The organism is Streptomyces sp. H27-H1 (assembly GCF_026627445.1).
GTDB lineage: Bacteria > Actinomycetota > Actinomycetes > Streptomycetales > Streptomycetaceae > Streptomyces.
On sequence record NZ_JAPNLJ010000007.1, the window covers coordinates 5,906 to 30,309 of the forward strand.

At 72.6% G+C, this 24,404-nt stretch carries 29 protein-coding genes; 5 read left to right on the forward strand and 24 right to left on the reverse strand.

The window, feature by feature from the left end; genetic code table 11:
• Positions 1–33: 33 nt before the first annotated feature.
• From lgt to hisI, 11 genes are all read right to left on the reverse strand, one after another.
• Positions 34–1,083, reverse strand: a complete 1,050-nt coding sequence (gene lgt, locus OTB20_RS09410; RefSeq protein WP_267816344.1) for a prolipoprotein diacylglyceryl transferase — start codon at positions 1,081–1,083, stop codon at positions 34–36.
• A gap of 78 nt (positions 1,084–1,161) precedes the next feature.
• Positions 1,162–2,145 (reverse strand): DsbA family protein, encoded by a 984-nt coding sequence (locus OTB20_RS09415; protein WP_267816345.1) that lies wholly within the window; start codon positions 2,143–2,145, stop codon positions 1,162–1,164.
• A gap of 119 nt (positions 2,146–2,264) precedes the next feature.
• Positions 2,265–3,077: a tryptophan synthase subunit alpha gene (gene trpA, locus OTB20_RS09420; protein ID WP_267816346.1), complete on the reverse strand. Its 813-nt coding sequence runs from the start codon at positions 3,075–3,077 to the stop codon at positions 2,265–2,267.
• On the reverse strand, positions 3,074–4,324 hold the full coding sequence (gene trpB, locus OTB20_RS09425) for a tryptophan synthase subunit beta (RefSeq protein ID WP_267816348.1): 1,251 nt from the start codon (positions 4,322–4,324) through the stop codon (positions 3,074–3,076). Before trpB ends, trpA begins: the two co-directional genes overlap by 4 nt.
• Positions 4,325–4,518: 194 nt before the next feature.
• Entirely contained in the window at positions 4,519–4,728 is a 210-nt protein-coding gene (gene trpM / locus OTB20_RS09430; RefSeq protein WP_254383616.1) for a tryptophan biosynthesis modulator TrpM, read from the reverse strand.
• A gap of 9 nt (positions 4,729–4,737) precedes the next feature.
• Positions 4,738–5,547: an indole-3-glycerol phosphate synthase TrpC gene (gene trpC, locus OTB20_RS09435; protein WP_267758226.1), complete on the reverse strand. Its 810-nt coding sequence runs from the start codon at positions 5,545–5,547 to the stop codon at positions 4,738–4,740.
• Positions 5,548–5,709: 162 nt separating this feature from the next.
• On the reverse strand, positions 5,710–6,180 hold the full coding sequence (locus tag OTB20_RS09440; RefSeq protein ID WP_267816350.1) for a DUF2752 domain-containing protein: 471 nt from the start codon (positions 6,178–6,180) through the stop codon (positions 5,710–5,712).
• Between the two features lie 52 nt (positions 6,181–6,232).
• Positions 6,233–6,484, reverse strand: a complete 252-nt coding sequence (locus tag OTB20_RS09445) for an HGxxPAAW family protein (protein WP_267758251.1) — start codon at positions 6,482–6,484, stop codon at positions 6,233–6,235.
• 116 nt (positions 6,485–6,600) lie between these two features.
• Entirely contained in the window at positions 6,601–7,275 is a 675-nt protein-coding gene (locus OTB20_RS09450; RefSeq protein ID WP_267816352.1) for a TIGR02234 family membrane protein, read from the reverse strand.
• A gap of 14 nt (positions 7,276–7,289) precedes the next feature.
• Positions 7,290–8,795 (reverse strand): anthranilate synthase component I, encoded by a 1,506-nt coding sequence (locus tag OTB20_RS09455; RefSeq protein WP_267816354.1) that lies wholly within the window; start codon positions 8,793–8,795, stop codon positions 7,290–7,292.
• A 31-nt stretch (positions 8,796–8,826) separates the two neighbouring features.
• Positions 8,827–9,216 carry a phosphoribosyl-AMP cyclohydrolase gene (gene hisI, locus OTB20_RS09460; RefSeq protein ID WP_250743796.1) on the reverse strand — a complete coding sequence of 130 codons (390 nt, stop codon included), beginning with the start codon at positions 9,214–9,216 and terminating at the stop codon, positions 8,827–8,829.
• Between the two features lie 84 nt (positions 9,217–9,300).
• On the opposite strand from hisI, the gene OTB20_RS09465 reads away from it, so the two are divergent.
• On the forward strand, positions 9,301–9,933 hold the full coding sequence (locus OTB20_RS09465; RefSeq protein ID WP_267816358.1) for a TIGR03085 family metal-binding protein: 633 nt from the start codon (positions 9,301–9,303) through the stop codon (positions 9,931–9,933).
• Positions 9,934–9,950: 17 nt separating this feature from the next.
• Here the strand turns inward: OTB20_RS09465 and OTB20_RS09470 are convergent, their stop codons facing one another.
• Genes OTB20_RS09470 through hisD form a run of 9 tightly spaced genes read right to left on the reverse strand, consistent with a single transcriptional unit; the run spans position 9,951 to position 16,968 of the window.
• Entirely contained in the window at positions 9,951–11,198 is a 1,248-nt protein-coding gene (locus tag OTB20_RS09470) for an MFS transporter (protein ID WP_267816360.1), read from the reverse strand.
• A 21-nt stretch (positions 11,199–11,219) separates the two neighbouring features.
• Positions 11,220–11,975 (reverse strand): imidazole glycerol phosphate synthase subunit HisF, encoded by a 756-nt coding sequence (hisF, locus tag OTB20_RS09475; protein WP_267816362.1) that lies wholly within the window; start codon positions 11,973–11,975, stop codon positions 11,220–11,222.
• Positions 11,972–12,361, reverse strand: a complete 390-nt coding sequence (locus OTB20_RS09480) for a RidA family protein (protein WP_267816364.1) — start codon at positions 12,359–12,361, stop codon at positions 11,972–11,974. The genes hisF and OTB20_RS09480 overlap by 4 nt, the downstream gene beginning before the upstream one ends.
• Positions 12,358–13,092: a bifunctional 1-(5-phosphoribosyl)-5-((5-phosphoribosylamino)methylideneamino)imidazole-4-carboxamide isomerase/phosphoribosylanthranilate isomerase PriA gene (priA, locus tag OTB20_RS09485; RefSeq protein ID WP_267758235.1), complete on the reverse strand. Its 735-nt coding sequence runs from the start codon at positions 13,090–13,092 to the stop codon at positions 12,358–12,360. Before priA ends, OTB20_RS09480 begins: the two co-directional genes overlap by 4 nt.
• A complete protein-coding gene (gene hisH / locus OTB20_RS09490; RefSeq protein ID WP_267816366.1) occupies positions 13,092–13,742 on the reverse strand; it encodes an imidazole glycerol phosphate synthase subunit HisH in 651 nt (216 codons plus the stop codon). Before hisH ends, priA begins: the two co-directional genes overlap by 1 nt.
• Positions 13,739–13,906, reverse strand: a complete 168-nt coding sequence (locus OTB20_RS09495) for a hypothetical protein (protein WP_267758237.1) — start codon at positions 13,904–13,906, stop codon at positions 13,739–13,741. Before OTB20_RS09495 ends, hisH begins: the two co-directional genes overlap by 4 nt.
• 1 nt (position 13,907) lies before the next feature.
• A complete protein-coding gene (gene hisB, locus OTB20_RS09500; RefSeq protein WP_214949778.1) occupies positions 13,908–14,501 on the reverse strand; it encodes an imidazoleglycerol-phosphate dehydratase HisB in 594 nt (197 codons plus the stop codon).
• Entirely contained in the window at positions 14,498–15,640 is a 1,143-nt protein-coding gene (locus tag OTB20_RS09505; protein ID WP_267816369.1) for a histidinol-phosphate transaminase, read from the reverse strand. Before OTB20_RS09505 ends, hisB begins: the two co-directional genes overlap by 4 nt.
• Positions 15,637–16,968 (reverse strand): histidinol dehydrogenase, encoded by a 1,332-nt coding sequence (gene hisD, locus OTB20_RS09510; protein WP_267816372.1) that lies wholly within the window; start codon positions 16,966–16,968, stop codon positions 15,637–15,639. Before hisD ends, OTB20_RS09505 begins: the two co-directional genes overlap by 4 nt.
• 147 nt (positions 16,969–17,115) lie before the next feature.
• On the opposite strand from hisD, the gene OTB20_RS09515 reads away from it, so the two are divergent.
• Genes OTB20_RS09515 through ybaK form a run of 3 tightly spaced genes read left to right on the forward strand, consistent with a single transcriptional unit; the run spans position 17,116 to position 19,991 of the window.
• A complete protein-coding gene (locus OTB20_RS09515) occupies positions 17,116–18,717 on the forward strand; it encodes an oxidoreductase (RefSeq protein WP_267816373.1) in 1,602 nt (533 codons plus the stop codon).
• Positions 18,718–18,751: 34 nt separating this feature from the next.
• The gene (locus OTB20_RS09520) at positions 18,752–19,489 is read left to right on the forward strand and encodes an LON peptidase substrate-binding domain-containing protein (RefSeq protein WP_267758242.1); all 738 of its coding nucleotides are present in this window, start codon (positions 18,752–18,754) and stop codon (positions 19,487–19,489) included.
• A 13-nt stretch (positions 19,490–19,502) separates the two neighbouring features.
• On the forward strand, positions 19,503–19,991 hold the full coding sequence (gene ybaK / locus OTB20_RS09525; protein ID WP_267816375.1) for a Cys-tRNA(Pro) deacylase: 489 nt from the start codon (positions 19,503–19,505) through the stop codon (positions 19,989–19,991).
• Positions 19,992–20,010: 19 nt separating this feature from the next.
• Here the strand turns inward: ybaK and OTB20_RS09530 are convergent, their stop codons facing one another.
• Genes OTB20_RS09530 through OTB20_RS09545 form a run of 4 tightly spaced genes read right to left on the reverse strand, consistent with a single transcriptional unit; the run spans position 20,011 to position 23,958 of the window.
• On the reverse strand, positions 20,011–20,715 hold the full coding sequence (locus tag OTB20_RS09530) for a hypothetical protein (protein ID WP_267816377.1): 705 nt from the start codon (positions 20,713–20,715) through the stop codon (positions 20,011–20,013).
• Positions 20,716–20,766: 51 nt separating this feature from the next.
• Positions 20,767–21,564 carry an ABC transporter permease gene (locus OTB20_RS09535; protein ID WP_267816379.1) on the reverse strand — a complete coding sequence of 266 codons (798 nt, stop codon included), beginning with the start codon at positions 21,562–21,564 and terminating at the stop codon, positions 20,767–20,769.
• A complete protein-coding gene (locus OTB20_RS09540) occupies positions 21,561–22,601 on the reverse strand; it encodes an ABC transporter ATP-binding protein (protein ID WP_420716360.1) in 1,041 nt (346 codons plus the stop codon). The genes OTB20_RS09535 and OTB20_RS09540 overlap by 4 nt, the downstream gene beginning before the upstream one ends.
• Before the next feature lie 28 nt (positions 22,602–22,629).
• Positions 22,630–23,958 carry an NYN domain-containing protein gene (locus OTB20_RS09545; protein WP_420716361.1) on the reverse strand — a complete coding sequence of 443 codons (1,329 nt, stop codon included), beginning with the start codon at positions 23,956–23,958 and terminating at the stop codon, positions 22,630–22,632.
• Between the two features lie 229 nt (positions 23,959–24,187).
• On the opposite strand from OTB20_RS09545, the gene OTB20_RS09550 reads away from it, so the two are divergent.
• Positions 24,188–24,358 carry a hypothetical protein gene (locus OTB20_RS09550; protein ID WP_267816383.1) on the forward strand — a complete coding sequence of 57 codons (171 nt, stop codon included), beginning with the start codon at positions 24,188–24,190 and terminating at the stop codon, positions 24,356–24,358.
• The last annotated feature ends 46 nt before the right edge of the window (positions 24,359–24,404 follow it).

The window sequence follows — 24,404 nt, forward strand, 5'->3', positions numbered from 1 at the left end:
GCGCCCCCCCTCCCGTTCGACCGGATAACCCGGTCAGAGCTTCTTGGTCTCGGCGTCTGCCGGGACGGCGGCCTTCGCCGTGTCCTCGGCGCCCGCCTCGGAGACGGCCTCTGCCTCGCCGTCGGCGTCGACCGGTTCGGAGTCCTTCGGCTCGTCCCCGTCCTTGCCGGACTCGGCCCCGCCGTCCTTGGCCCCGGCCGGGGCCTCCCCGTCCTCGGTTCCGGTCACTCCGGTCGCGGAGTCGGCGTCCTTGGCTCCGGTCACCGAGTCGGCGTCAGGCTCCACGACCGACTCGCGGCCCGGCCGCAGTTTCGCCGAGAGCACCAGGTACACGACGGCGAGCACGAAGACGACGATGGAGGTCCACACGTTGAGCCGCAGGCCCAGGATGTGGTGGGCTTCGTCGACCCGCATGTACTCGATCCAGCCGCGCCCCACGCAGTAGGCGGCGACGTACAGCGCGAACGCCCGCCCGTGTCCGAGCTTGAAGCGGCGGTCGGCCCAGATCACCAGCAGGGCGACACCGACGCACCACAGGGACTCGTAGAGGAAGGTCGGGTGGTAGGTCCCGGCGACGCGGTTCGGGCCGTCGGTGATCTCCACCGCCCACGGCAGATCGGTGGCGCGGCCGTACAGCTCCTGGTTGAACCAGTTGCCCCAGCGTCCGCAGGCCTGGGCCAGCGCGATGCCGGGGGCCAGGGCGTCGGCCCAGGCCGGCAGCGGGATGCCGCGCCGGCGGCAGCCGATCCAGGCACCCACCGCGCCCAGCGCGATGGCGCCCCAGATGCCGAGGCCGCCCTCCCAGATCTTGAAGGCGTCGACCCAGTTGCGGCCCTCGCCGAAGTAGAGCTGGTAGTCGGTGATGACGTGGTAGAGGCGACCGCCGACCAGGCCGAACGGCACGGCCCACACGGCGATGTCCGCGACCGTCCCCGGCTTACCGCCGCGGGCGACCCAGCGCTTGTTGCCGAGCCAGACGGCGACGAAGACGCCGATGATGATGCAGAACGCGTAGCCGCGCAGCGGGACCGGTCCGAGATGGAGCACGCCCGTCGACGGACTGGGAATGAAGGCAAGGTTCATGGCAAGACCCGACGCTACCTTGCCGGACGGTGGTGACCGCAACCCGCCCGGCAAGCTGCTGCCGAATCGAGACTGCCCTCAGTGCCCCCCGGACGTCCCGGAGTGCTCCGGCGACAGGGTCGCGGAGCCCGCCGTGCCCGTGGCCGAACGGCCCGCCGAGCGCGCCGACGAGGACGGGGACGCGGCCGAGCGGCCCGAGGAGGCCTTCGCCGGGCCCGACGGGGAGGGCGCCGCGGACCGGGACGCCGACGGAGACGTCTTCGCGCCGCCGGGGCCGCCCTTGCCGGCCGCCTCCACCTTCTCCTTCAGCTTCTGCGGGGTGATCGGGTTGTTCTGGTCCGCGAAGATGTCCGTACCGTCGAGCAGCACGGTCGGGGTCCCGCGGAACTTGCCCGCGCGGAAGGCGTCCTGCGACTTGTTCACCCAGCTGTCGTGCGTGCCGTCCTCGACGCACGTGCGGAACCCGGGGGTGTCCAGTCCGTCGACCTTGCCGGCCAGTTCCAGCAGCTTGGCGTTCTTGCCGTAGGCGTCGTTGGCCTCCTCGGGCTGGTTGTCGAAGAGCAGGTCGTGGTACGCGGGGAACTTCCCGGCGTCCTGTGCGCAGGCAGCCGCGTTGGCGCTCTTGAGGGAGCCGCTGCCGCTCATGTTCCCGTCGATCAGGGTGACCAGGTGGTACTCGACCTTGAGGAGCCCCTTGGCCTCCAGCTCGTGGACGGTTTCCCGGTAGTTGGTCTCGAAGGCCTTGCAGGCCGGGCAGCGGAAGTCCTCCCACACGGTCAGTGTGGAGGGGGCCTCGTCCTTGCCGGTCTGGATGGCGAGCGCGTCCTTGCCCGTGGCCCCGGAGGGGGCCACCAGCGGGCCGCCCTTGGCCGAGGATCCGCCCTTGCCGGCGTTCGCCGCGATCAGTCCGACGACGGCCGCCAGCCCGAGTACGCCGACCACCGCCGCCGACACGACGAGGGTCCGCCGTCGCTTGTCCTTGGCCTTCTGCCGCTCTCGCTCCGCCTGGAGTCGCTCGCGGGCCGATCGTTTCGTCGTATCGCGGTTCGCACCGTCGTTCATGTCGCTCACGTTCGGCCAAACGAAGCAGGGAGGCACTCTCGTGCCTCCCTGCCCCTACTTCCACCCGATCGGGCTACAGAACCCGCTCAGGGTTCCGCATCCTTGCTCGAACACCCGCGTCAGCCGCGGCGGACGCCTTCCGCGAGCTCGCCCGCCAGTGCCTGCACCGCGGCGAGTCCGGCCGGCAGGTCCGGGGCGTCCAGCAGCAGCTTCACGAAGGCGGAGCCGACGATGACGCCGTCGGCGAATCCGGCGACCTCCTTGGCCTGTACGGCGTTGGAGACGCCCAGGCCCACGCAGACCGGCAGGTCGCTGGTGGCGCGGGTGCGGCGGACCAGATCGGCCGCCTGGTTGCCGACCGACTCGCGGGTGCCGGTGACGCCCATGAGGGAGGCGGCGTAGACGAAGCCGGAGCCGGCCGCCGTGATGGTGGCGAGGCGCGCGTCCTTGCTGCTGGGCGCCACGACGAAGACGGTCGCGAGACCGTGCTTGGCCGCGTGCTCGCGCCACAGCGCGGACTCCTGGACCGGCAGGTCGGGCAGGATGCAGCCCGCGCCGCCCGCCGCGGCGAGCTCGGCGGTGAACCGCTCCACGCCGTAGCGGTCGATGGGGTTCCAGTACGTCATGACCAGGATCGGCGCGCCGGTCGCCTCGTGCGCCTCGCGGACGGTGCGCAGGGTGTCGGCGATCTTGACGCCGCCGCGCAGGGCGATGTCGTCTGCGGTCTGGATGATCGCGCCGTCCAGGACCGGGTCGCTGTGCGGGAGGCCGATCTCGACGACGTCGGCGCCGCCCGCGATGACGGCCTTGACGGCCTCGATGGCGCCGTCGACGGTCGGGAAGCCCGCCGGGAGGTAGGCGACCAGGGCCGCCCGGTCCTCGGACTTCGCCTTGGCGAGGGTGGCGTTGAGGAGTTCGATGTTGCCGCTCACTTGGTCTGCCCCTCGGCGCCGTCGTACAGGTTGAAGTAGCGGGCGGCGGTGTCCATGTCCTTGTCGCCGCGGCCGGACAGGTTGACGACCAGGAGGCCGTCCTTGCCGAGCTCCTTGCCGAGGTCCAGTGCGCCCGCCAGGGCGTGCGCCGACTCGATCGCCGGGATGATGCCCTCGGTGCGCGAGAGCAGCCGCAGGGCCTGCATCGCCTGGTCGTCGGTGACCGCGCGGTACTCGGCGCGGCCCGCGTCCTTGAGGTAGGAGTGCTCCGGGCCGATGCCCGGATAGTCCAGACCGGCCGAGATGGAGTACGGCTCGGTGATCTGGCCCTCCTCGTCCTGCAGGACGTAGGAGCGCGATCCGTGCAGGATGCCGGGCTCGCCCGCGGTCAGGGTAGCCGCGTGCTCGCCGGTCTCCACGCCGTGCCCGGCGGGCTCGAAGCCGACCAGGCGGACGTCGGCGTCCGGGATGAAGGCGTGGAACAGGCCGATGGCGTTGGAGCCGCCGCCGACACAGGCCGCGACGGCGTCGGGCAGGCGTCCGGCGCGCTCGAGGATCTGGCGGCGGGCCTCGACGCCGATGACCCGGTGGAAGTCGCGGACCATGGCGGGGAAGGGGTGCGGGCCGGCGACCGTACCGAAGAGGTAGTGGGTGCGGTCCACGTTGGCGACCCAGTCGCGGAACGCCTCGTTGATGGCGTCCTTGAGGGTGCGCGAACCGGACTTCACCGAGATGACCTCGGCGCCCAGAATGCGCATGCGGGCCACGTTGAGGGCCTGGCGCTGGGTGTCGATCTCGCCCATGTAGATGGTGCACTCGAGGCCGAACAGCGCGCAAGCGGTGGCGGTGGCCACGCCGTGCTGGCCGGCGCCGGTCTCGGCGATGACGCGGGTCTTGCCCATGCGCTTGGTGAGCAGCGCCTGGCCCAGCACGTTGTTGATCTTGTGCGAGCCGGTGTGGTTCAGGTCCTCGCGCTTGAGGAAGATCCGCGCCCCGCCCGCGTGCTCGGCGAACCGCGGCACCTCGGTGAGGGAGCTGGGGCGGCCGGTGTAGTTGACCATCAGGTCGTCGAGCTCGGCCGCGAAGGCCGGGTCGTCCTTGGCCTTCTCGTACTCGACGGCGACCTCGTCCACGGCGGCGACGAGCGCCTCCGGGATGAACTTGCCGCCGAATTCGCCGAAGTAGCCCTCGGCGTTGGGGATGTGACCCTCGGGGTCCGGGATGAAGAAATTGCTGGCGCTGGACATGCCCAGGTACTCCTACGGATGCGACGCGGATGTCTTCACCGTATTGCGCCGCCCGCCCGCGACGCGCACACCCCGCTGGGGCATGGACGTGGACGGTACGGGGCGGCCCGCCCCGGAGCCGGCGGCTCGGGGGACGGGCGCGCGGGAACGCCGACGGACGCGGTGTACGACGTACACCGTCCGGGGCGGCCTCGTTACGACGCGGCTCCGGGTCGCCATCGCATGCCGTTGACCTGGCCGGGCTCGGAGCCGATCACGTACCGGACCCGCCGCCCGCGCACGCGCCGGGCCGGGGCGCGGCAGCCGCGAGGGCGGCAGCCGCGCGCCAGGGGCGCGTGCGCCGTCGGCACGCCGGCCAGGCCGGAGCCCGGTCGGGTGCGGACGGAGGGGCGGTTTCGGGCCATGGGGACGGGTCAGCTCCGCCCGTGGCGCAGGGCGGGGTGGGCGCCGGCGGCGACGAGGTCGGCCACGGCCGCCTTCGGGTCGCGGCCGGTCACCAGGGACTCCCCGACGAGGACGGCGTCCGCGCCCTCGTTCGCGTAGGCGATGAGGTCGTGCGGCCCGCGGATGCCGGATTCGGCGATCTTGACGATGTGGGCCGGGATCTCGCCGACGATCCGCTCGAACGTGCCGCGGTCGACCTTGAGGTCCTTCAGGTTGCGGGCGTTGACGCCGATGATCTTGGCGCCCGCCGCGACCGCACGCTCGATCTCTTCCTCGTCGTGGACCTCGACGAGCGGGGTGAGGCCGATGGACTCGGCCCGCTCGATGAGGGAGACGAGGGCCTCCTGCTCAAGGGCCGCGACGATCAGCAGCACGAGGTCGGCGCCGTAGGCGCGGGCCTCCCACAGCTGGTACGCGGTGAAGATGAAGTCCTTGCGCAGGATCGGGATGTCCACGCGGGCGCGGACTGCTTCCAGGTCGGCCAGCGAACCGCCGAAACGACGCTGCTCGGTGAGGACGGAAATGACCGCCGCACCGCCCGCCTCGTAGTCGGCGGCGAGCCCGGCCGGATCGGCGATGGCGGCCAGCGCGCCCTTGGAGGGGCTGGAGCGCTTGACCTCGCAGATCACCTTGACGCTGTCGCCGCGCAGGGCAGCGACGCCGTCCTTGGCCTGGGGCGCCTTGGCGGCACGCTCCTTGAGCTCGTCGAGGCTGACGCGCGCCTGCCGTTCGGCAAGGTCTTCGCGGACCCCTTCGATGATCTCGTCGAGCACACTCACGCGAGCGGCCCCCTTCCGGGTCGATGACGGTCGGCCGCCTTGCAGACACGTACAACTGCAAGGTCAGCAGTTCAAATGGTATCCGCAGGACGCCTTGCCCTCCGCACGCGGTTGACGGCGTCCCATTAAGTGGACATCCGGAACCTTTACTTCAGCTATACCTCAGGGTGCCAGGAAAGCACCCATGGGCAGGTTCCGGACAACGGAGAAGAGCACGGCCACCGCGCCGATCCCCCACCAGTACGACGGCCGCACGACGAGCCTCGGGGCCGAGGCCCCGCGATAGGCGCGAACCAGCCACACGATCATGAAGCCGGCGAAGAAGAAGTAGCCCGCGACCGCCAAAGCATTCGCCCCGACGGCCGTCACGAGATCGCCATGGGCGAACGCGTGGGCACTGCGCAGCCCTCCGCAGCCGGGGCACAGGACCCCGGTCAGCCGGAACAGCGGGCAGACGGGATAGTGGCCGGGGTCGTTCGGGTCCACGGTCCCCACGTACGCGAGGGCCGCGGCGGCCGCGGTCAGCGTGAGCGCCGGCCGGGCCAGCCTGCCGGCCCGGGACACGGGCGCGGGAGGCGGCGCGAGATCGGTCGATCCAGAGGAGGCGTCCACCTGCTGATTCTCTCCGCTCATGACAAAAGGCGCAGCCCGACAGGGCCGCGCCTTTCGAAAGCTGCGTACCTGCTCAGACCTTGGCGGCGATGCGGTTCGCGGCGATGACCTCGGCGAGGTCGTCGTGCGTGGCCTTCGGCGCGCCCATGCCGGCCGCCTTCATCGCCATGCCCACGACACCGCCGAGTACGACGACGACGAGGCCCGCGTAGAAGCCCAGCGGGTTCGCCAGCACCATGAAGGCACCGGAGACGCAGAAACCGATGAAGGCGATGATGACACCGGTCCAGGCGGCCGGGGTGTGTCCGTGGCTAGTGCCCGCCATGAGTTGCTCCTCGTTGGTCTGGTTGCTCTGTCGCACGTCGCACGTGCTGTGCCGAACGCTCGCTGGTCATTGTCCCGCACCAGATGACCGCCTCGTTCACGGGGTCGGCTCCGGGTTCAGCGGGTCGGGCCGGGACCGGTGGGGTCCTCGCCCCGGTCCAGAGCCTTCCACAGGTCTTCCGGCCGGTCCGGGTCCACCACGGCCGCCTTGCGGGGCCGCGGGCTCCCGTCGCGCTCGTAGCGGCCGCCCATCGTGGGCCAGGCGCTCCCGAAGCGCAGCGCGAGCAGTCCGGCCAGCAGGATCAGCGCCCCGCCGACCGCCGTCACGTAGGGCCATGCCGTATGGGTCAGGCCGGCCACGTGCGCCGCGGTGTCCGCCGTCGTACGGGCCGCCTCCGCGTCCAGGGCGCGCCGGCCGTCGGCGTAGGCCAGGGCGGCCGCCCCCGCGCCCAGGCCGCTCAGCGCGAGCAGCGCCGAGACCAGCAGCCGGCTCTTGCCGCGTACGGCGAAGACGGCGACCAGGGCGGCGAGCCCGACGATGGCCAGGGCGGCGGGCAGGCCGGTGACGGCCCGCCCGTCGGCGGTCACCGGCAGCGAGCCGCCGCCGATGACGGCGGCGCCCCGGGCCCAGACCCGGCCGGAGGCGAGCAGGACGACGGTGGCGCCGAGCGCGCCGAGCAGCAGGGCGACGGCCACGCTGCGGCGGCCGCCGCGGCCCGTGGGGGCCTCGGTCTCGGCGGCGGCATCGGCGTGTTCGGTTCGGGGCGGGGGCACGGCACTCACGTACCCCACTATCCCCTACGGACTCAGGCGCCGTGGAGGCGGTTCGCCGCTCCCACCGCGCGCAGCACCGCGGCGGCCTTGTTGCGGCACTCGGCGTCCTCCAGTTCGGGCACCGAGTCGGCGACGACCCCCGCGCCGGCCTGGACGTACGCCTTGCCGTCGCGCAGCAGCGCGGTGCGGATGGCGATGGCGGTGTCGGAGTCCCCGGCGAAGTCGAGGTAGCCGACGCAGCCGCCGTAGAGCCCCCGGCGGGTGGGCTCCAGCTCTTCGATGATCTGCATGGCGCGCGGCTTGGGCGCTCCGGACAGGGTGCCGGCCGGGAAGCAGGCGGTGAGCACGTCGAAGGCGGTCTTGCCCTCGGCCACGCGCCCGGTGACGGTGGAGACGATGTGCATGACGTGCGAGTACCGCTCGATGCTCATGAAGTCGACGACCTCCACCGATCCCGGCTCGCAGACCCGGCCGAGGTCGTTGCGGCCGAGGTCGACGAGCATGAGGTGCTCGGCGCGCTCCTTGGGGTCGGCCAGCAGCTCCTCGGCGAGTTCGTTGTCCTGCTGCGGGGTGGCGCCCCGGTGCCGGGTGCCGGCGATGGGGTGGACCATGGCGCGGCCGTCCTCGACCTTGACCAGTGCCTCCGGGCTGGACCCGACCACGTCGAAGCCGTTCTCGAAGCGGAAGAGGTACATGTACGGGGACGGGTTGGTGGCCCGCAGCACCCGGTACACGTCCAGGGCGGAGGCCGCGCAGGGCATCTCGAACCGCTGTGAGGGCACCACCTGGAAGGCCTCGCCGGCCCGGATCCGCTCCTTGACGTCCTCGACGGCGGCCTGGTACTTCTCGCCGCCCCACAGGACGGAGACCGTGCCGTCTTCGAAACTCGGCATCTCGGAGGCGGGCAGCGGCAGCGGCGTGTACGGGGCGGGCCGCGCGAGGTCGGCCTCCATGGCGTCGAGGCGCGCGACGGCGTCCGCGTAGGCCTCGTCCACGCCCGCGTCGAGGTCGTTGTGGTTGATGGCGTTGGCGATGAGCTGGACCGTGCCGTCCCAGTGGTCCAGGACGGCCAGGTCGGAGGTGAGCAGCATCGTCAGCTCGGGCAGCTGGAGGTCGTCCTCGGTGTGCTCGCCGATGCGCTCCAGGCGGCGCACGATGTCGTAGCCGAGGTAGCCGACCATGCCGCCGGTGAAGGGTGGCGTGCCGGAGGCCAGGTCCCGGGGGGTGTGCAGGGTTTCCACGGTCTGCCGCAGGGCCTCCAGGGGGTCACCGGAGGTCGGGACGCCGACGGGCGGGGTGCCGATCCAGTGGGCCTCGCCGCCGCGGACCGTGAGGGTGGAGGCGCTGCGGACGCCTACGAAGGAGTAGCGCGACCAGGAGCGGCCGTTCTCGGCGGACTCCAGGAGGAACGTCCCGGGGCGTTCTGCGGCCAGCTTGCGGTAGAGCCCGACGGGCGTGTCCCCGTCCGCCAGCAGCTTGCGGCTGACGGGGATGACGCGGCGGTCGGCCGCGAGCTTGCGGAACGTCTCAAGATCCATTGCGTGGGACCTTACCTATGATCGGCTTCGGCTATTCGGCTTCGGCGGTGGGGCCGGAGGGACCGGCCAGGGGCAGGACGTCGGCATCGAAACACGTACGGGCACCGGTGTGGCAGGCCGCCCCGACCTGGTCCACCTTGACGAGCACGGTGTCGGCGTCGCAGTCGAGCGCGACGGACTTCACGTGCTGGAAGTGGCCGGAAGTGTCCCCCTTCACCCAGTACTCCTGACGGCTGCGCGACCAGTACGTGCAACGGCCGGTGGTCAGGGTGCGGTGCAGGGCCTCGTCGTCCATCCAGCCGAGCATGAGCACCTCACCGGTGTCGTACTGCTGGGCGATGGCCGGGACCAGACCGTCCGCGGAGCGCTTGAGGCGGGCGGCGATGGCGGGATCGAGGGAGGACGTACTCATGGGAGCCATTGTGCCGGGCCGGGGGGACGATCAAGGATCCCTGTCCGCCTGATGGGCAGGCACGAGGCGGGTTCCAGCCGTAGGCTGGCCCGCATGTCTACCCATGCGAAGCGTGAACGACTGTTGCTGGCCGACCTGTTGGAGTCGGCCGGACCGGAGGCGCCGACGCTGTGCGAAGGCTGGCGGACGCGGGAACTCGCCGCCCACGTGGTGGTACGGGAGCGTCGCCCCGACGCGGCGGGCGGGCTGCTGCTGAACGTCCTGAAGGCCCGCCTGGACAAGGCGATGGAGGAGTACACGGCCAAACCGTACGAGGAGCTCATACAGCTGATCCGGACCGGCCCGCCGAAGATGTCGGTCTACTCACTGAAGCAGATCGACGAAGCGGCGAACGCGGTGGAATTCTACGTCCACGCGGAGGACGTGCGCCGGGCCCAGCCGGACTGGTCCCCGCGCCTCCTGGACCCGGTCTTCTCCGACTCCCTCTGGTCCCGCCTGGAGAGACTGGCCCGCCTGACGGGCCGCCGCTCCCCGGTGGGCCTGGTGCTGCGCCGCCCGAACGGCCAGACGGCGGTGGCCCACAAGGGCGCGCCGGTGGTGACGGTCACCGGCGAGCCGGGCGAGCTGACCCTTTTCCTCTTCGGCCGCCAGGACGCCGCCGCGGTCGAACTGGACGGCCCGAAGGAAGCCGTCGCGAAGCTCACGGTGGCGAAACTCGGCATGTGACCCCGCGCGGGGCTCGCTCAGGCGAAGGCCAGTTCCGCGCGGCGTACCGCGGGGGCCGAGGTGCCGACTATCGCGCCGGCCATGCTCACCGCCGCGCCCGCCAGGAACACCGGGACCACCCCCCAGAGGTCCGCGGCGAGGCCGAAGACCGGATAGGCCAGCGGGGCCAGGCCGACTGCGGTGAAGGCCATCACCGAGCTCACCCGCCCCAGGTACGAGGGGTCCGTGGCCGTCTGGATGAGGGCGATGGCCAGGCCTCCGCAGATCCCGCAGACAAGCCCCGTCAGCACCGCCAGGCCCACGGCCACCGGCAGGCTCGGCGCCAGCACCAGGCCGCCGATGCCCGCGGAGCCGATGATCAGGGTGAGGTTCTGGATCGCCCCGGCGCGGGGGAACCTCGGGACCAGCGTCAGCACCAGCGCGCTCGACGCCGCGCCCAAGCCCATCCCGCCGATGATCCAGCCGACCCCGCCGGGCCCCCAGCCGCGCTCCTCGGAGACCAGGATCAGCCCCAGGGTCATCGGCGCGGACGTGCCCAGCTGGCTCAGCGCCCCCGACAGGACCAGCGGACCGATCAGCCCGTGCCGCCGGACGTACCCGAGCCCGGAGCGGAGCTGGGCCCACGGACTCCCGGCCGGAGGAGCCGAAGCCTCGGCCGGAGCCGAACCCGCCGTCGGATCCGACGCCGGCAGCGGGGTGATCCGTACCGCCACCAGCAGCACCAGCGAGAGCCCGAACAGTGCCGAGGCCACCGCGAAGGCCGAGGCCGGTCCGCCCAGTCCCATCGCCAGTCCCGCCACCGGCGGCCCGGCGGTGTGCCCGACGCGTTCCGCGAGGCTGCGCAGCCCCTGGACCCGTACCAGCTGCCCGGGCCCGGCGATCCGCGGCGGCAGCGCGCCGACGGCCGGCATGAACAGCGCGTCCACGATGCCGAAGACCAGCGCGACGAGCACCAGGACCCACAGCCCCGGGGAGCCGAGGGCGAGGACGAGCGCCAGTCCCAGGACCACGGCGCACCGCACCGCGTCGGAGGAGATGACCACCAGCCGGGGCCCGAAGCGGTCGGCGACCACTCCGCCGCCCAGCATGAGCAGCGCCCTCGGTATCGCGCCGACGGCCATGACCAGGCCGACCTCGGCCGGACCGGCCGTCTGGGCCGCCGCCCAGCCGAGGGCGAGGAAGTAGACCCCGTCCCCGACCAGCGAAGCGCCGTAGGCGGCCAGCCAGCGCAGGACATTGGCGTCCCGCCAGACGTTCCCGTTCACAGCAAGCCCCCCCGGGCGAACTCAGCGGACCGGGTGGCCCGCTTCCCTCAGCGCGTCCTTGACCTGCCCGATGCGCAGGTCTCCGAAGTGGAACACGGACGCCGCGAGCACCGCGTCGGCGCCCGCCGCGATCGCCGGCGGGAAGTGCGCGAGCGTGCCCGCGCCTCCCGAGGCGATCACCGGGACCGTGACGTGCTTGCGCACGGCCGCGATCATCTCGGTGTCGTAGCCGTCCTTGGTACCGTCCGCGTCCATCGAGTTCAACAGGATTTCCCCGGCGCCCAGTTCGGCGGCCCGGTGGGCCCACTCGACGGCGTCGATGCCGGCGCTCCGCCGGCCGCCGTGGGTGGTCACCTCGAACGAACCGGAAGCGGTCCGGCGGGCGTCGACCGACAGCACCAGCACCTGCCGGCCGAAGCGCTCCGCGATCTCCTGGATGAGCTCGGGCCGGGCGATGGCGGCGGTGTTCACGCCCACCTTGTCGGCGCCGGCCCGCAGCAGCTTGTCCACGTCGTCGGCGGTCCGGACGCCGCCGCCCACGGTCAGCGGGATGAAGACCTGCTCGGCGGTGCGGCGCACCACGTCGTAGGTGGTCTCCCGGTTCCCGGAGGACGCGGTGATGTCGAGGAAGGTCAGCTCGTCGGCGCCTTCGGCGTCGTAGAGCTTGGCCATCTCGACCGGGTCGCCGGCGTCGCGCAGGTTCTGGAAGTTGACGCCCTTGACGACCCGGCCGTTGTCCACGTCCAGGCAGGGGATCACCCGTACGGACAGGGTCATGCGGAGCCTCCCGCGACGGGTCCGAAGGCCTCGACCTCCACCTCGACGACCATGCCCGGGTCGACGAACCCATTGACGATGATCATCGTGGAGGCGGGGCGGATCTTGTCGAAGAACTCGCTGTGGGCGCGGCCGACCTCCTCCACGTCCCGGGCGTGCGTGAGGTAGAGCCGGGTGCGGACCACGTGCTCGGGGCCGAGACCGGCCTGCTCCAGCGCCTTGAAGGCCACGCCGAAGGCCTTGACCGTCTGGTCGTACGGGCCGCCGTCGGCGCCGGTGCAGCCGGAGACCAGGACCAGCCCGTTGGGCAGCTGGACGGCGCGCGAGTAGCCGAGGACGTCCTCGTAGGCGCCGCCGGAGGAGATGCGTCGGATGTCGGAACTCATGCGGAGACCACCTTCAGGGCTTCTTCGAGCGTGAACGCCTTGGCGTACAGGGCCTTGCCTACGATGGCGCCCTCGACGCCGGCCCCGACGAGCCCGGCCAGCGCGCGCAGGTCGTCGAGGGAGGAGATGCCGCCGGAGGCGACGACGGGCCGGTCGGTGGCCGCGCAGACGTTCTTCAGCAGCTCCAGGTTGGGGCCGGTGAGGGTGCCGTCCTTGCCGATGTCGGTGACGACGTACCGGGCGCAGCCCTCGGAGTCCAGGCGTGCGAGGGCCTCGTAGAGGTCCCCGCCCTCGCTCGTCCAGCCGCGGCCCTTGAGGGTGGTGCCGCGTACGTCGAGGCCCACCGCGATCTTGTCGCCGTGTTCGGCGATGGCCTTGGCGGCCCAGTCGGGGGTCTCCAGGGCGGCGGTGCCGAGGTTGACGCGGGTGCAGCCGGTGGCGAGGGCCGCGGCGAGCGAGGCGTCGTCGCGGATGCCGCCGGACAGCTCGACCTTGATGTCCATGGCGCCGGTGATCTCGGCGACGAGCGCGCGGTTGTCACCGGTGCCGAAGGCGGCGTCCAGGTCGACCAGGTGCAGCCACTCGGCGCCGGCGGCCTGCCAGGCGAGGGCGGCCTGGAGCGGGGAGCCGTAGGAGGTCTCGCTGCCGGACACGCCGTGTACGAGGCGGACGGCCTGGCCGTCGCGGACGTCGACGGCGGGGAGCAGTTCGAGCTTCTTCGACGTCGTCATCACAGGGTCTCGATCCAGTTGGTGAGGAGCTGGGCACCGGCGTCCCCGGACTTCTCGGGGTGGAACTGGGTGGCCCACAGGGCCCCGTTCTCCACCGCCGCGACGAACCGCTCGCCGTGCGTGGCCCAGGTGACCTTGGGGGCCTTGATCAGCGGGTTGGTGACTTCCAGCGACCAGTCGTGGGCCGCGTAGGAGTGCACGAAGTAGAAGCGGGCGTCCTCGTCCAGGCCGGCGAAGGCCTGGCTGTCGGCCGGCGCGTCCACGGTGTTCCAGCCCATGTGGGGGACGATCGGGGCTTTGAGCGGGCCGACCGTGCCAGGCCACTCGTCCAGTCCCTCGGTCTCCACGCCGTGCTCGATGCCGCGCTCGAAGAGGATCTGCATGCCGACGCAGATGCCCATGACCGGGCGGCCCCCGGAGAGCCGGCGGCCGATGATCCAGTCACCGCGCGCGTCCTTGAGCCCCTGCATGCAGGCGGAGAAGGCTCCGACACCGGGGACGAGGAGTCCGTCGGCGTCCATGGCCTTGTCGTAGTCGCGGGTGATCTCCACTTCCGCGCCGGCGCGCGCGAGGGCGCGCTCGGCGGAGCGGACGTTGCCGAAGCCGTAGTCGAAGACGACGACCTTCTTGGTGGGGCTGACTGCGCTCATTCCCAAATTCCCTGGATCCGCAGGACTCCCGCGACGAGGCACATCACGGAGCAGATGGCGAGCAGGACGATGACCGACTTGGGCATCTTCTGCTTCTGGAAGGAGTAGACGCCGCCGGCCAGGAAGAGGCCGAGGACGATCAGGATCGTGTTGAGCCCGTTCACGCTAGAGGGCGCCCTTCGTGGAGGGCAGGATCCCGGCGGCGCGGGTGTCGAACTCGGCGGCGTAGCGCAGGGCCCGGGCCAGCGCCTTGAACTGGCACTCCACGATGTGGTGGGCGTTGCGGCCGTACGGCACGTGGACGTGCAGGGCGATCTGGGCCTGCGCGACGAAGGACTCGAAGATGTGCCGGGTCATCGTCGTGTCGTACGAGCCGATCATCGGCGCCATGTTCTCGGGCTCGGTGTGCACGAGGTAGGGGCGGCCGGACAGGTCGACGGTCACCTGGGCGAGGGACTCGTCGAGCGGCACCGTGCAGTTGCCGAAGCGGTAGATGCCGACCTTGTCGCCGAGGGCCTGCTTGAAGGCGGCGCCGAGCGCCAGCGCGCTGTCCTCGATGGTGTGGTGGCTGTCGATGTGCAGGTCGCCCTCGGTCTTGACCGTGAGGTCGAAGAGGCCGTGGCGGCCGAGCTGGTCGAGCATGTGGTCGTAGAAGCCCACGCCCGTCGAGACGTCGACCTTGCCCGTGCCGTCGAGGTTTATCTCGACGAGGACCGAGGTCTCCTTCGTGGTCCGTTCGACCCGTCCGATGCGGCTCATGCGTGCTGCTCCTTCTTCAGTGCGCGAACCGCTTCCAGGAACGCGTCGTTCTCGGCCGGGGTGCCCGCGGTGACCCGCAGCCATCCCGGTACGCCGTTGTCCCGGACCAGGACGCCCCGGTCGAGGATGTTCTGCCAGGCGGTGTGGGAGTCCTCGAACCGGCCGAACTGTACGAAGTTCGCGTCGGAGTCGGTGACCTCGAAGCCGATGCCCCGCAGCTCGGTGACCAGGCGGTCCCGCTCGGCCTTGAGCTGCTCGACGTAGCCGAGCAGGGTGTCGGTGTGTTCCAGGGCCGCCAGTGCGGTCGCCTGGGTGACGGCCGACAGGTGGTACGGCAGCCGTACGAGCTGTACGGCGTCGACCACGGCCGGGTGTGCGGCCAGGTAGCCCAGGCGGAGCCCGGCCGCGCCGAAGGCCTTGGACATGGTCCGGGAGACCACCAGGTTCGGGCGGCCCTCGATCAGCGGCAGCAGCGAGTCCCGGTGGCTGAACTCCACGTAGGCCTCGTCCACGACGACCAGGCTGGGCCCGGCCGCCTGAGCGGCCTCGTAGAGGGCCAGGACCGTCTCCGCCCCGACCGCGGTGCCCGTGGGGTTGTTGGGCGAGGTGATGAAGACGACGTTGGGCGCTTGCTCGGCGATCGCCTGTTCGGCGGCCGCCACGTCGATCGTGAAGTCCTCCCGGCGCGGACCGGAGATCCACTTCGTGCCGGTGCCGCGCGCGATCAGCGCGTGCATCGAGTAGGAGGGCTCGAAGCCGATCGCGGTGCGGCCGGGCCCGCCGAAGGTCTGCAGCAGCTGCTGCAGGACCTCGTTGGAGCCGTTGGCGGCCCATACGTTCTCCCGCGCGATCGGGTGCTTGCCGGTACGGGTGAGGTAGGCGGCCAGCTCGGTGCGCAGCTCGACCGCGTCCCGGTCGGGGTACCGGTTGAGGGTCCGGGCGGCCTCGGCGACGCGCTCCGCGATGCGTGCGACGAGCTCCTCGGGGAGCGGGTACGGGTTCTCGTTGGTGTTGAGCTGGACGGGCACGTCCAGCTGCGGGGCGCCGTACGGGCTCTTGCCGCGGAGCTCGTCCCGGATGGGGAGGTCGTCGATGCCGATGCCGGCCGCTCCGTCCGTGCTGTCCCTGGTGCCGGTCATGCCTGCGGAACCTTCCACCCGAAACGTGCCTTGAGAGCCGCGCCGTGCGCGGGCAGGTCCTCGGCCTCGGCCAGGGTCACCACGTGGTGGGTGACCTCGGCGAGGGCGTCGCGCGTGTAGTCGACGATGTGGATGCCGCGCAGGAAGGACTGCACGGACAGGCCCGAGGAGTGGCAGGCGCAGCCGCCGGTGGGCAGCACGTGGTTGGAGCCGGCGCAGTAGTCGCCCAGCGAGACCGGGGACCACGGGCCGACGAAGATCGCGCCGGCGTTGCGCACGCGGGCGGCCCAGGCGGCCGCGTCGGCGGTCTGGATCTCCAGGTGCTCGGCGCCGTAGGCGTCGACGACCTTGAGGCCGTCCTCCAGGCTGTCGACCAGCACGATCGCGGACTGACGGCCGGCCAGCGCGGGCTTGATCCGGTCCTCGACGTGCTTGGTGGCCGCGACCTGCGGCTCCAGCTCCTTCTCGACGGCGGCCGCGAGCTCCGCGGAGTCCGTGACGAGGACGGCGGCGGCCAGCGGGTCGTGCTCGGCCTGGCTGATCAGGTCGGCCGCGACGTGGACCGGGTCGGCCGTGGAGTCCGCGAGGACCGCGATCTCGGTCGGGCCGGCCTCGGTGTCGATGCCGATCCTGCCGGTGAAGTAGCGCTTGGCGGCGGCGACCCAGATGTTGCCGGGGCCGGTCACCATGTTCGCCGGGGGGCATCCGTCGGGTCCGGTGGTCCCGTACGCGAACATCGCGACGGCCTGTGCTCCGCCGACCGCGTACACCTCGTCGACGCCGAGCAGCGCGCACGCCGCGAGGATCGTCGGGTGCGGCAGGCCGCCGAAGTCCGCCTGCGGCGGGGAGGCGAGCGCGATGGACTCGACGCCGGCCTCCTGGGCCGGGACGACGTTCATGACGACGGAGGAGGGGTACACCGAGCGGCCGCCCGGGGCGTACAGCCCCACGCGCTCCACGGGAACCCACTTCTCGGTCACCGTGCCGCCGGGGACCACCTGGGTGGTGTGCTCGGTGCGGCGCTGGTTGCGGTGCACGATCCGGGCGCGCCGGATCGACTCCTCGAGGGCGGCGCGGACGGCCGGGTCGAGCTCGTCGAGAGCGGTCTTGAGGGCCTCGATGGGCACCCTGACCTGCTCGAGCTCGACTCCGTCGAACTTCTGCGCGTACTCGATCAGCGCCGCCGTCCCACGATGGTGGACGTCCTCGCAGATGGGCCGCACCTTCTCCAGGGCGGCTTCCACGTCGAACTCGGCACGGGGCAGCAGATCGCGCAGGGCGCCACCCTCGGGGAGGGTGTTGCCGCGCAGGTCGATACGAGAGATCACCCGCCAATTCTCTCAGACGGCTTCACGGCACCGTTCGTCCGTATCACTGGCTGATACAGGCCACGGACGTTCCCGGATGTCACAGCGGCCCTCTAGCGTGCGGGTACGCGCGGTGTCGGCCGCGCGGACGAGCGGAGGGGGGCCGCCATGGCCGAAGCACGCCCGGACGGGGAACCGGCCGATCTCACCGGCCCCGAACGGCTCATGTGGGACGCGTACCGCACCGGCAGCGTCTGCGATCTCGGCAGCCGCACCGCCGACCGGGACGATCCGCACGCCGACCTGGTCTGGGGCCCCGAGCGCAGCGTCCGCGCGGCGGTGGTGGCGCTGCTGCTGCTCCACGGGCCGGGCCCGGTGCCGGGCCGGGTGGCCTCGCTGAAGCTGCGCGGCGTACGGATCACCGGCCGCCTCGACCTCTCCGGGGGCACGGTCTTGCCGTACGTGGAGCTGCAGTCCTGCCGCTTCGACGGGGAGGTCCAGCTCTCCGAGACCCGCTTCGGCACACTGCGCCTGGTCAACTGCGCGATACCCAGGCTGGACGCGGCCCGCCTGCACACCGAGGGCGACCTGCACCTGCCGCGCTGCCGGGTGGCGCGCGGGATCCGGCTGACCGACGCGCAGATCGGTACCGATCTGCTGATCAGCGAGGCGGTGGTGCAGCGCGACGGCAGGGGCCGGGCCCTGGCCGCCGACGGGATGTCGGTCGCGCAGGACTTCCAGGGCGAGCTGCTCCAGACCTACGGGGAGCTCAGCCTGCGCGGCGCCAAGGTCGGCGTGTCGATGAACCTGCGCGGGGCCCGCCTGAGCAATCCGTACGGGAGGCGGGCGCTGAACGCCCCGCAGCTCACCGTGGAGCGCACCCTCTACCTGACCTCGATCGCGCTGGACTACAGGGCGGGCGACTCCGACTCCTCGACTCCCCCCTACGGGTTCGGCCACACGCCCCTGCGGGGGCAGCCCGCGCAGCACTTCGAGTGCCGGGGCGGCCTGCGGCTGGACGACGGCCGCTTCGGCGACGCCGTGGACTTCTACGGGGCCCGGTTCACCCTCACGGAGGACCAGGAGGTCTCGCTGCGCCGCATCCACACCCCGGAGCTGCGGTTCGTGGGCGAGCGGCCGGAGCGGGGGCGGGTGGTGCTGTCGGGGGCGCAGGTGGTCAAGCTCGTGGACACCTCCACGAGCTGGCCGGGCCCGGGCCGGCTGTCCATCGAGGGCTTCGGCTACGAGAACCTCGCGCCCCGGGGCCATTTCCCGGCGGCCCGCCGGCTGGAGTGGGTCGAGGCGGCCACACCCGAGTACTCCCCGGAACCGTACGAGCGGCTCGCCGCCGTCCTGCGGGCTTCCGGGGAGGACGCGGACGCCCGCGAGGTGCTGCTGGCCAAGCAGCGGCGCCGGCGGTCGACGCTGCCGCCGGCGCTGCGCGCGTGGGGGTACCTCCAGGACTGGACGGTGGCCTACGGCTACCGGCCGGGGCGGGCGGCACTGTGGATGGCCGTGCTGTGGGCGGCCGGGGCCGTGCTCTTCTCCTGGCACGGTGCGCCGGAGGCGATCAAGGCGGAGGAGCACCCCGAGTGGAACGCGGCGCTGTTCGCCCTGGACCTGCTGCTGCCGGTGATCGACCTCGGGCAGCAGGACCAGTGGAATCTGGGGGGCGGCTGGCAGTGGGGCACGGCGGCCCTGGTCATCCTGGGCTGGATCCTGGCCACGACGGTGGCTGCGGGAGCCTCCCGGGTGCTGAGGCGGGGGTGACGGGCCCTGGGCCGCGGCCATTACCCTGTGCCTCGTGACCACCGTTCGCCTGCCCCTCTTCCCGCTGAACTCGGTGCTGTTCCCGGGACTCGTCATCCCGCTGAACATCTTCGAGGAGCGTTATCGCGCCATGATGCGCGAGCTGCTCAAGGCTGGAGAGGACGAGCCCCGCCGTTTCGCGGTCGTCGCGATCCGCGACGGCCGGGAGGTCGCCCCGACCGCGCCCGGCCTGCCGGACCAGACCGCCGTGCCCGAGCGCGGCCCGGCCGCCGGTTTCGGCGCGGACCCGGTCCAGGCCTTCCACCGGGTGGGATGCATCGCGGACGCGGCCTCGATCCGGGAGCGGGAGGACGGCAGCTTCGAGGTGATGGCGACCGGCACGGTCCGGGTCCGGCTGCTGTCGGTCGACGCGTCCGGCCCGTTCCTCGTGGCGGAGCTGGAGGAGCTCCCGGAGGACGCGGGCGACGGTGCGGGCGCACTTGCGGAGGGGGTGCTGCGGGCGTTCCGCGCCTACCAGAAGCGGCTGGCGGGAGCCCGCGAACGCTCTCTGACCAGCATGGACCTGCCCGACGAGCCGTCGGTGGTCTCGTACCTGGTCGCGGCGGCCGCGGTGCTGGACATCCCGGCGAAGCAGCGCCTGTTGCAGGCCCCGGACACGGCGACCCGCCTCGCGGAGGAGCTGAAACTGCTGCGCGCGGAGACGGCCGTCATCCGCCACCTCCCCTCGCTCCCGGCCGTGGACCTCACCCGCGCCCCGACGAGCCCGAACTGACGGACGGCGGCCCATGGCGAAGAAGAAGCCGGCGGGCACTCCGGCGATCGTGGCCCTGACAGCGGCCGGCGCCGAGTTCACCGTGCACGCCTACGAGCACGACCCGGCCCACCCGTCGTACGGCGAGGAGGCGGCGCAGGCCCTCGGGGTCTCCCCCGCCCAGGTCTTCAAGACGCTGCTGGCCGACGTGGACGGCTCCCTGGTGGTCGCGGTGGTCCCGGTCTCGGGCAGCCTCGACCTGAAGGCGCTGGCCGCCGCGGTGGGCGGCAAGCGCGCGGCGATGGCGGATCCGGCCCTGGCGGAGCGCACCACGGGCTACGTACTGGGCGGCATCTCACCGCTCGGCCAGCGCAAGCGGCTGCGTACGGTGCTGGACGCCTCGGCGTCGGACTTCCCCACGATCTGCGTGTCGGCGGGCCGGCGCGGCCTGGAAGTCGAACTCCCCGCGGCCACCCTGGCGACCCTGACGACGGCCACCCTGGCCCCGATCGGCCGCCCGTAGCGCACGGCCCCGGCCGGGGTTACGGCCGCGGAGGCTCCGTACCGGACGGGCCGGGGGGCGGGGCGTCGGCGGCGCCGGCGGGGGCCTGGTGATCACCAGGTGCCTGGTAATAGGCGGACGGCCACACCGCGACCTCCGGCGCCGGATCGCGCTTGCCCCACAGGGCGGTGAGAGCCAGGTGGACGAGGACCGCGGCCATCGGCCACCCGAGCAGCGCCCCGTGCGCGAGCAGTTCCAGCGGGGCGTCGAAGGGGACTCCCTTCCCCGCCCGCCGGGCGACCGCGACCAGGTCGGAGGACGGGCCGAGCCACAGGCCCACCTGCCAGCCCACCAGCGCGGCGAACACCGATCCGACCGCGAGCCCGACCACTTGCGCTGCGCCCCCGCCGCGGCGCCACAGGAAGACGGCCGCGGCGCTCAGCACGCCGAAGCCGACGGACAGCAGGAGGAAGGTTCCGTCCGCCCCGATGCGCGCCTCGCTCTCGGTGTCGCGCAGGAACACGGCCTCGCCGTTGGAGACGTACTGCACGCGCGGCGCGAGCCAGGCCCACAGCAGCCCGAGGAGTACGCCTGCCACGCCGACCACGAGGGCGATGGCGGCCCCGTCGCGGATGTCGGACGGGGAGAAGGCGGGCTCGGACGCGGGCGCGGCCGGAGCCGAAGGCGCCTGGGGCTGCGGCTGCGGCTGGTCGGGCTTCTCATAAGGGGTCACGGCTTCGGTCACCCCCACATCGTGCCAGGAAGTGTTTGATTTAACGATCGGCCCCGGCAGGCGTCAGCGGACAGCCGCCCGCCGGTAGGCCCAGGTCGCGACGGCGAGGGACAGGACCCCGACGCCCGCGCACACGCCGAGGTCGAGGAGGACCGCCGTCCAGTCCGGGTGCGGCTCGAAGGTCCGGGCGAAGGCCTCCACGCCGTACGTGGACGGCAGCAGGTCCCGGGCCCAGACGATCACGTCCGGCATCCGCTCGGGCGGCAGTACGCCCAGCAGCAGCGCCGCGGACATGCCGAGCTGTCCGGCGAGGGTGGCCAGCTCCTGGCGCGGGGCGAGCAGGCCCAGTGCCGCACCGAGCCCGGCGAGGGCGGCTCCGGCCAGCGGGACCACGGCGGCCAGGATCCACAGTCCGCCCATCGGCAGCCCGAACAGCACGCTGCCGAAGACGGCCGTCACGAGCGTGCCGGGCAGCGTGAAGGAGGCGTACGCGGCGGCCGCGCCGAGCACCACGGACGCGGGCGGCACGGGCAGGGTGGCGTAGTGGTCGAGCCCGCCGCTGGCCCGGAGCTGGCCGAAGTACTGGGCGAGCAGGTTCAGCGCGACGAAGGCGACGACCAGCACGGAGGACCCGGCGACGACGGCGCGCGCCTCGGAGCCTCCGTCGACGACGCCCCGCATCAGGATCATGATGCCGACGGACTGGAAGGTGGCGACGAACAGCAGCGGGATCCGCGAGACCCGCGCGCGGGACAGCTGGGCCCGGTAGACGGCCGCCAGCGAGGGGAGGAACCGGGCGCGCGGAGCCAGTACGCCCACAGTTGTGAGTGCGGCCGTAGCCGTGGTGGCGGTGGCGCTCACGCCTTCACCAGCCCCTTCGAGGTGCGCCCGCCCAGGGCGAGGTACACGTCCTCCAGGCTCGGCGTGGCCAGCGTGAAATCGTCGAGGGCGGCGAAGGCCGGGCCGCCGGTCACGGCGGCCACCGCCGCCCGGGCCTCGTCGGGTCCGAGCCGCAGCACCCAGCGCCGGCCCGATTCGTCGGCCGACGCGGCGAGCGCGGCGACTTCGGGGAGCTCCAGGGGCGGCGCGGTGCGCCAGACGAGTTCGAGCCGGACTTCTCCGGAGACCTGGGTCTTGAGCCCGGCCGGGGTGTCGCAGGCGATGACCCGGCCCTGGTCGATGACGGCGACCCGGTCGAGGACGGTCTCGGCCTCGATGACGTTGTGGGTGACCAGCAGCACGGTGGCCCCGGTCTCGGCGCGGCGCCGGTCGACGGCGGCCCAGACGGCCCGCCGGGCCACCGGGTCCATGCCGGTCGTGGGCTCGTCGAGCACCAGGACGGGCCGCTCCCCCACCAGTGCGGCGGCGAAGCACGCGAGGCGCCGCTGCCCGCCGGACAGCTTCTTCAGGGGGCGTCCGGCGATCCCGGTCAGGCCGAGCTCCTCCAGTACGCGGTCCCGTGCGGCCCGCGCGTCGCGCAGGCCGAGGCCCCGCAGCCGGCCGGTCGTCTCGGCGGCCAGCGAGACCGTGAGCTCGTCGAGGGCGGTGGATTCCTGCCCCAGGTAGGAGAGCAGCCGGGCCGCCCGCTCGGGGTGGCGTACGAGGTCGTGGCCGAGCAGGGTCACCGATCCGGAGTCGGGCCGCAGCAGCCCGGTGAGCTGGCGGACCAGGGTCGATTTGCCGGCGCCGTTGGGGCCGAGCAGTCCGAAGATCTCGCCGCGCCGCACGTCCAGGGAGATCCCGTCGGTGGCACGGCTCTCGGGCAGCGCCGGGGCGCCGCGACGTCCTCGTACCGCGGGATACGTCTTGACCAGGTCACGCACCGCGCAGACCACGTCGGGGGCCGCTCCCGCGACCGGTGCCGTGCCCGTATCAGCCCTTGCTGTGCCCGTACTCACGAGGGAGCAGCCTACGGGGTTGCGGCCCCTACTCCGCTGCCGGGGCCGCCGGCACCGCGGCGACGGGGGCCGGGGCGGCTTCGGAGGCGGCGGCCGGGCCGGCCGGGGCTCCGGCGCCGGCCACGTGTTCGGCGGCCGCCCGTACGTCGATCTCGCGCCAGAAGCCGGCCCGGATGGCGTAGCGGTCGTGCTCGTCGATCTGGTCGTCCTTGTGGGCGAGGAGACCGAACCGGGCGGCGTAGCGCAGCAGCTCGCCGTCGATCCGGTGCGGGATCCGCGGGTACATGGTGGCGAGCTTCTGCAGGTGCACGGTCTCCGGGAGCCGTTCCATCCAGCGCCGGGCGAACACCTGGCCGACCTCGAAGGGGTCGCCACCGACGGTGGTGATGTCCTCCTCGCGGTCCGCCCAGCGCTGCTCGGCGGAGGTGAGCTGGGCGAGAGTGGGGAGCGAGGCGGTCTCTGCGGGCTCGCCGAGTGGCCCGGCGCGGTCGACCCACCCCTTGTCGGAGGACCACCGCAGGGCGCTGCCGGCCGGGGCCGCGCCGAGCGCCGGGGCGGGCCCGGGGGCGGCTGCGCCGGGGGCCCGTAGGGCGCCCGCGAGGTCCTTCGGGGTCGGGACGGTCTTGCCGTTGGCCGTGGTGGGCGAGGCGGTGGCGGGTACGCCGCCCTCCTCGGGTTCCACGGCGGGCGCGGGCCGGGCGCCGTGGCTGCGGGCGGCCTCGGCGAGGGCGGCCTCGGGCAGCGGTGCGGAGAGGATGGCGGCGATCTCGGGGCGCGGGGGCGGCGCGGGGGCGCAGAGGCCTGTGAGATCGCGGGCGCGGACGGCCCGGGTGATCCAGGTGCGGTCCAGGACGCGGCGTTCGTCGGCTTCGGCGACGAGGTCCTCGGACTGGTTGTAGTCCCCGTCGGCGGCCTGGACGGCCCACAGGTGGACGGCGACCCCGTGTTCCTTGGCGGACATCAGGCCGGGCAGCAGGTCCCCGTCACCGGTGACGAGTACGACGTCCGAGCAGGCCCGGTTGCGGGCCAGCTCGGTGAGTTCGGCGTGCATGGCCGCGTCGACGCCCTTCTGGGCCCAGCGGCCGTCGCTGCGGGTCAGGGCCCCGAGCCGGACGGTGACGCGGGGCATGACGCGCAGCCGCCGGTGCTCGGGCTGGGGCACCCGGTCGGGTGCGCCGTCGAACCAGTAGATCCGCAGGAGCGGCTGCTCTGTGTCGGCTTCGGCGCGCTCGCGCAGGCCCTGGATGAGCGCTGCATGGTCGACGGTGATCCGGGAGCGGGAGGGCTCTCCTGCGAGGAGGCTCGCGGCGGCGCCCAGCAGATAGCCGGCGTCCACCAGGACGACGCAGCGGTCCACGCGTACCACCCTCTTCCCTGGGGGTCCTCTGTGTCTTTCGCGGTTTCCCCGAGTCTGCCCGACGTCAAGTGCGTTGACGGCCGGAACTCGATCATCGGCGTGGCGTATCTCTCAGAGTTCCCCGGCGGGAGCTCCGGCTACGCGCGGTAATGATCCAAAATGCGCCGTTTACGGCGCTGTGTGAGTGTGAAGGCGGCCCTGGCCCCTACACCCCCCACGGAGGCATCCCATGGCCAAGAACAAGAACCGCCAGCAGCCCGCCAAGTCAGAGGACCGCTCCGCTTCGCAGGATCCGGCGAAGACCTCGATGGAATCCTCGCCCGCGCCCTCCGCCCCGGCGGCGCCGAGTCCGCTGCAGATGGCCGGCAAGAAGAGGGAAAAGAAGTTCGGCCACAACTGACGCCTCCCCCCGTACGTGCGAAGGCCCGAGCAGCACCTTGAGGTCG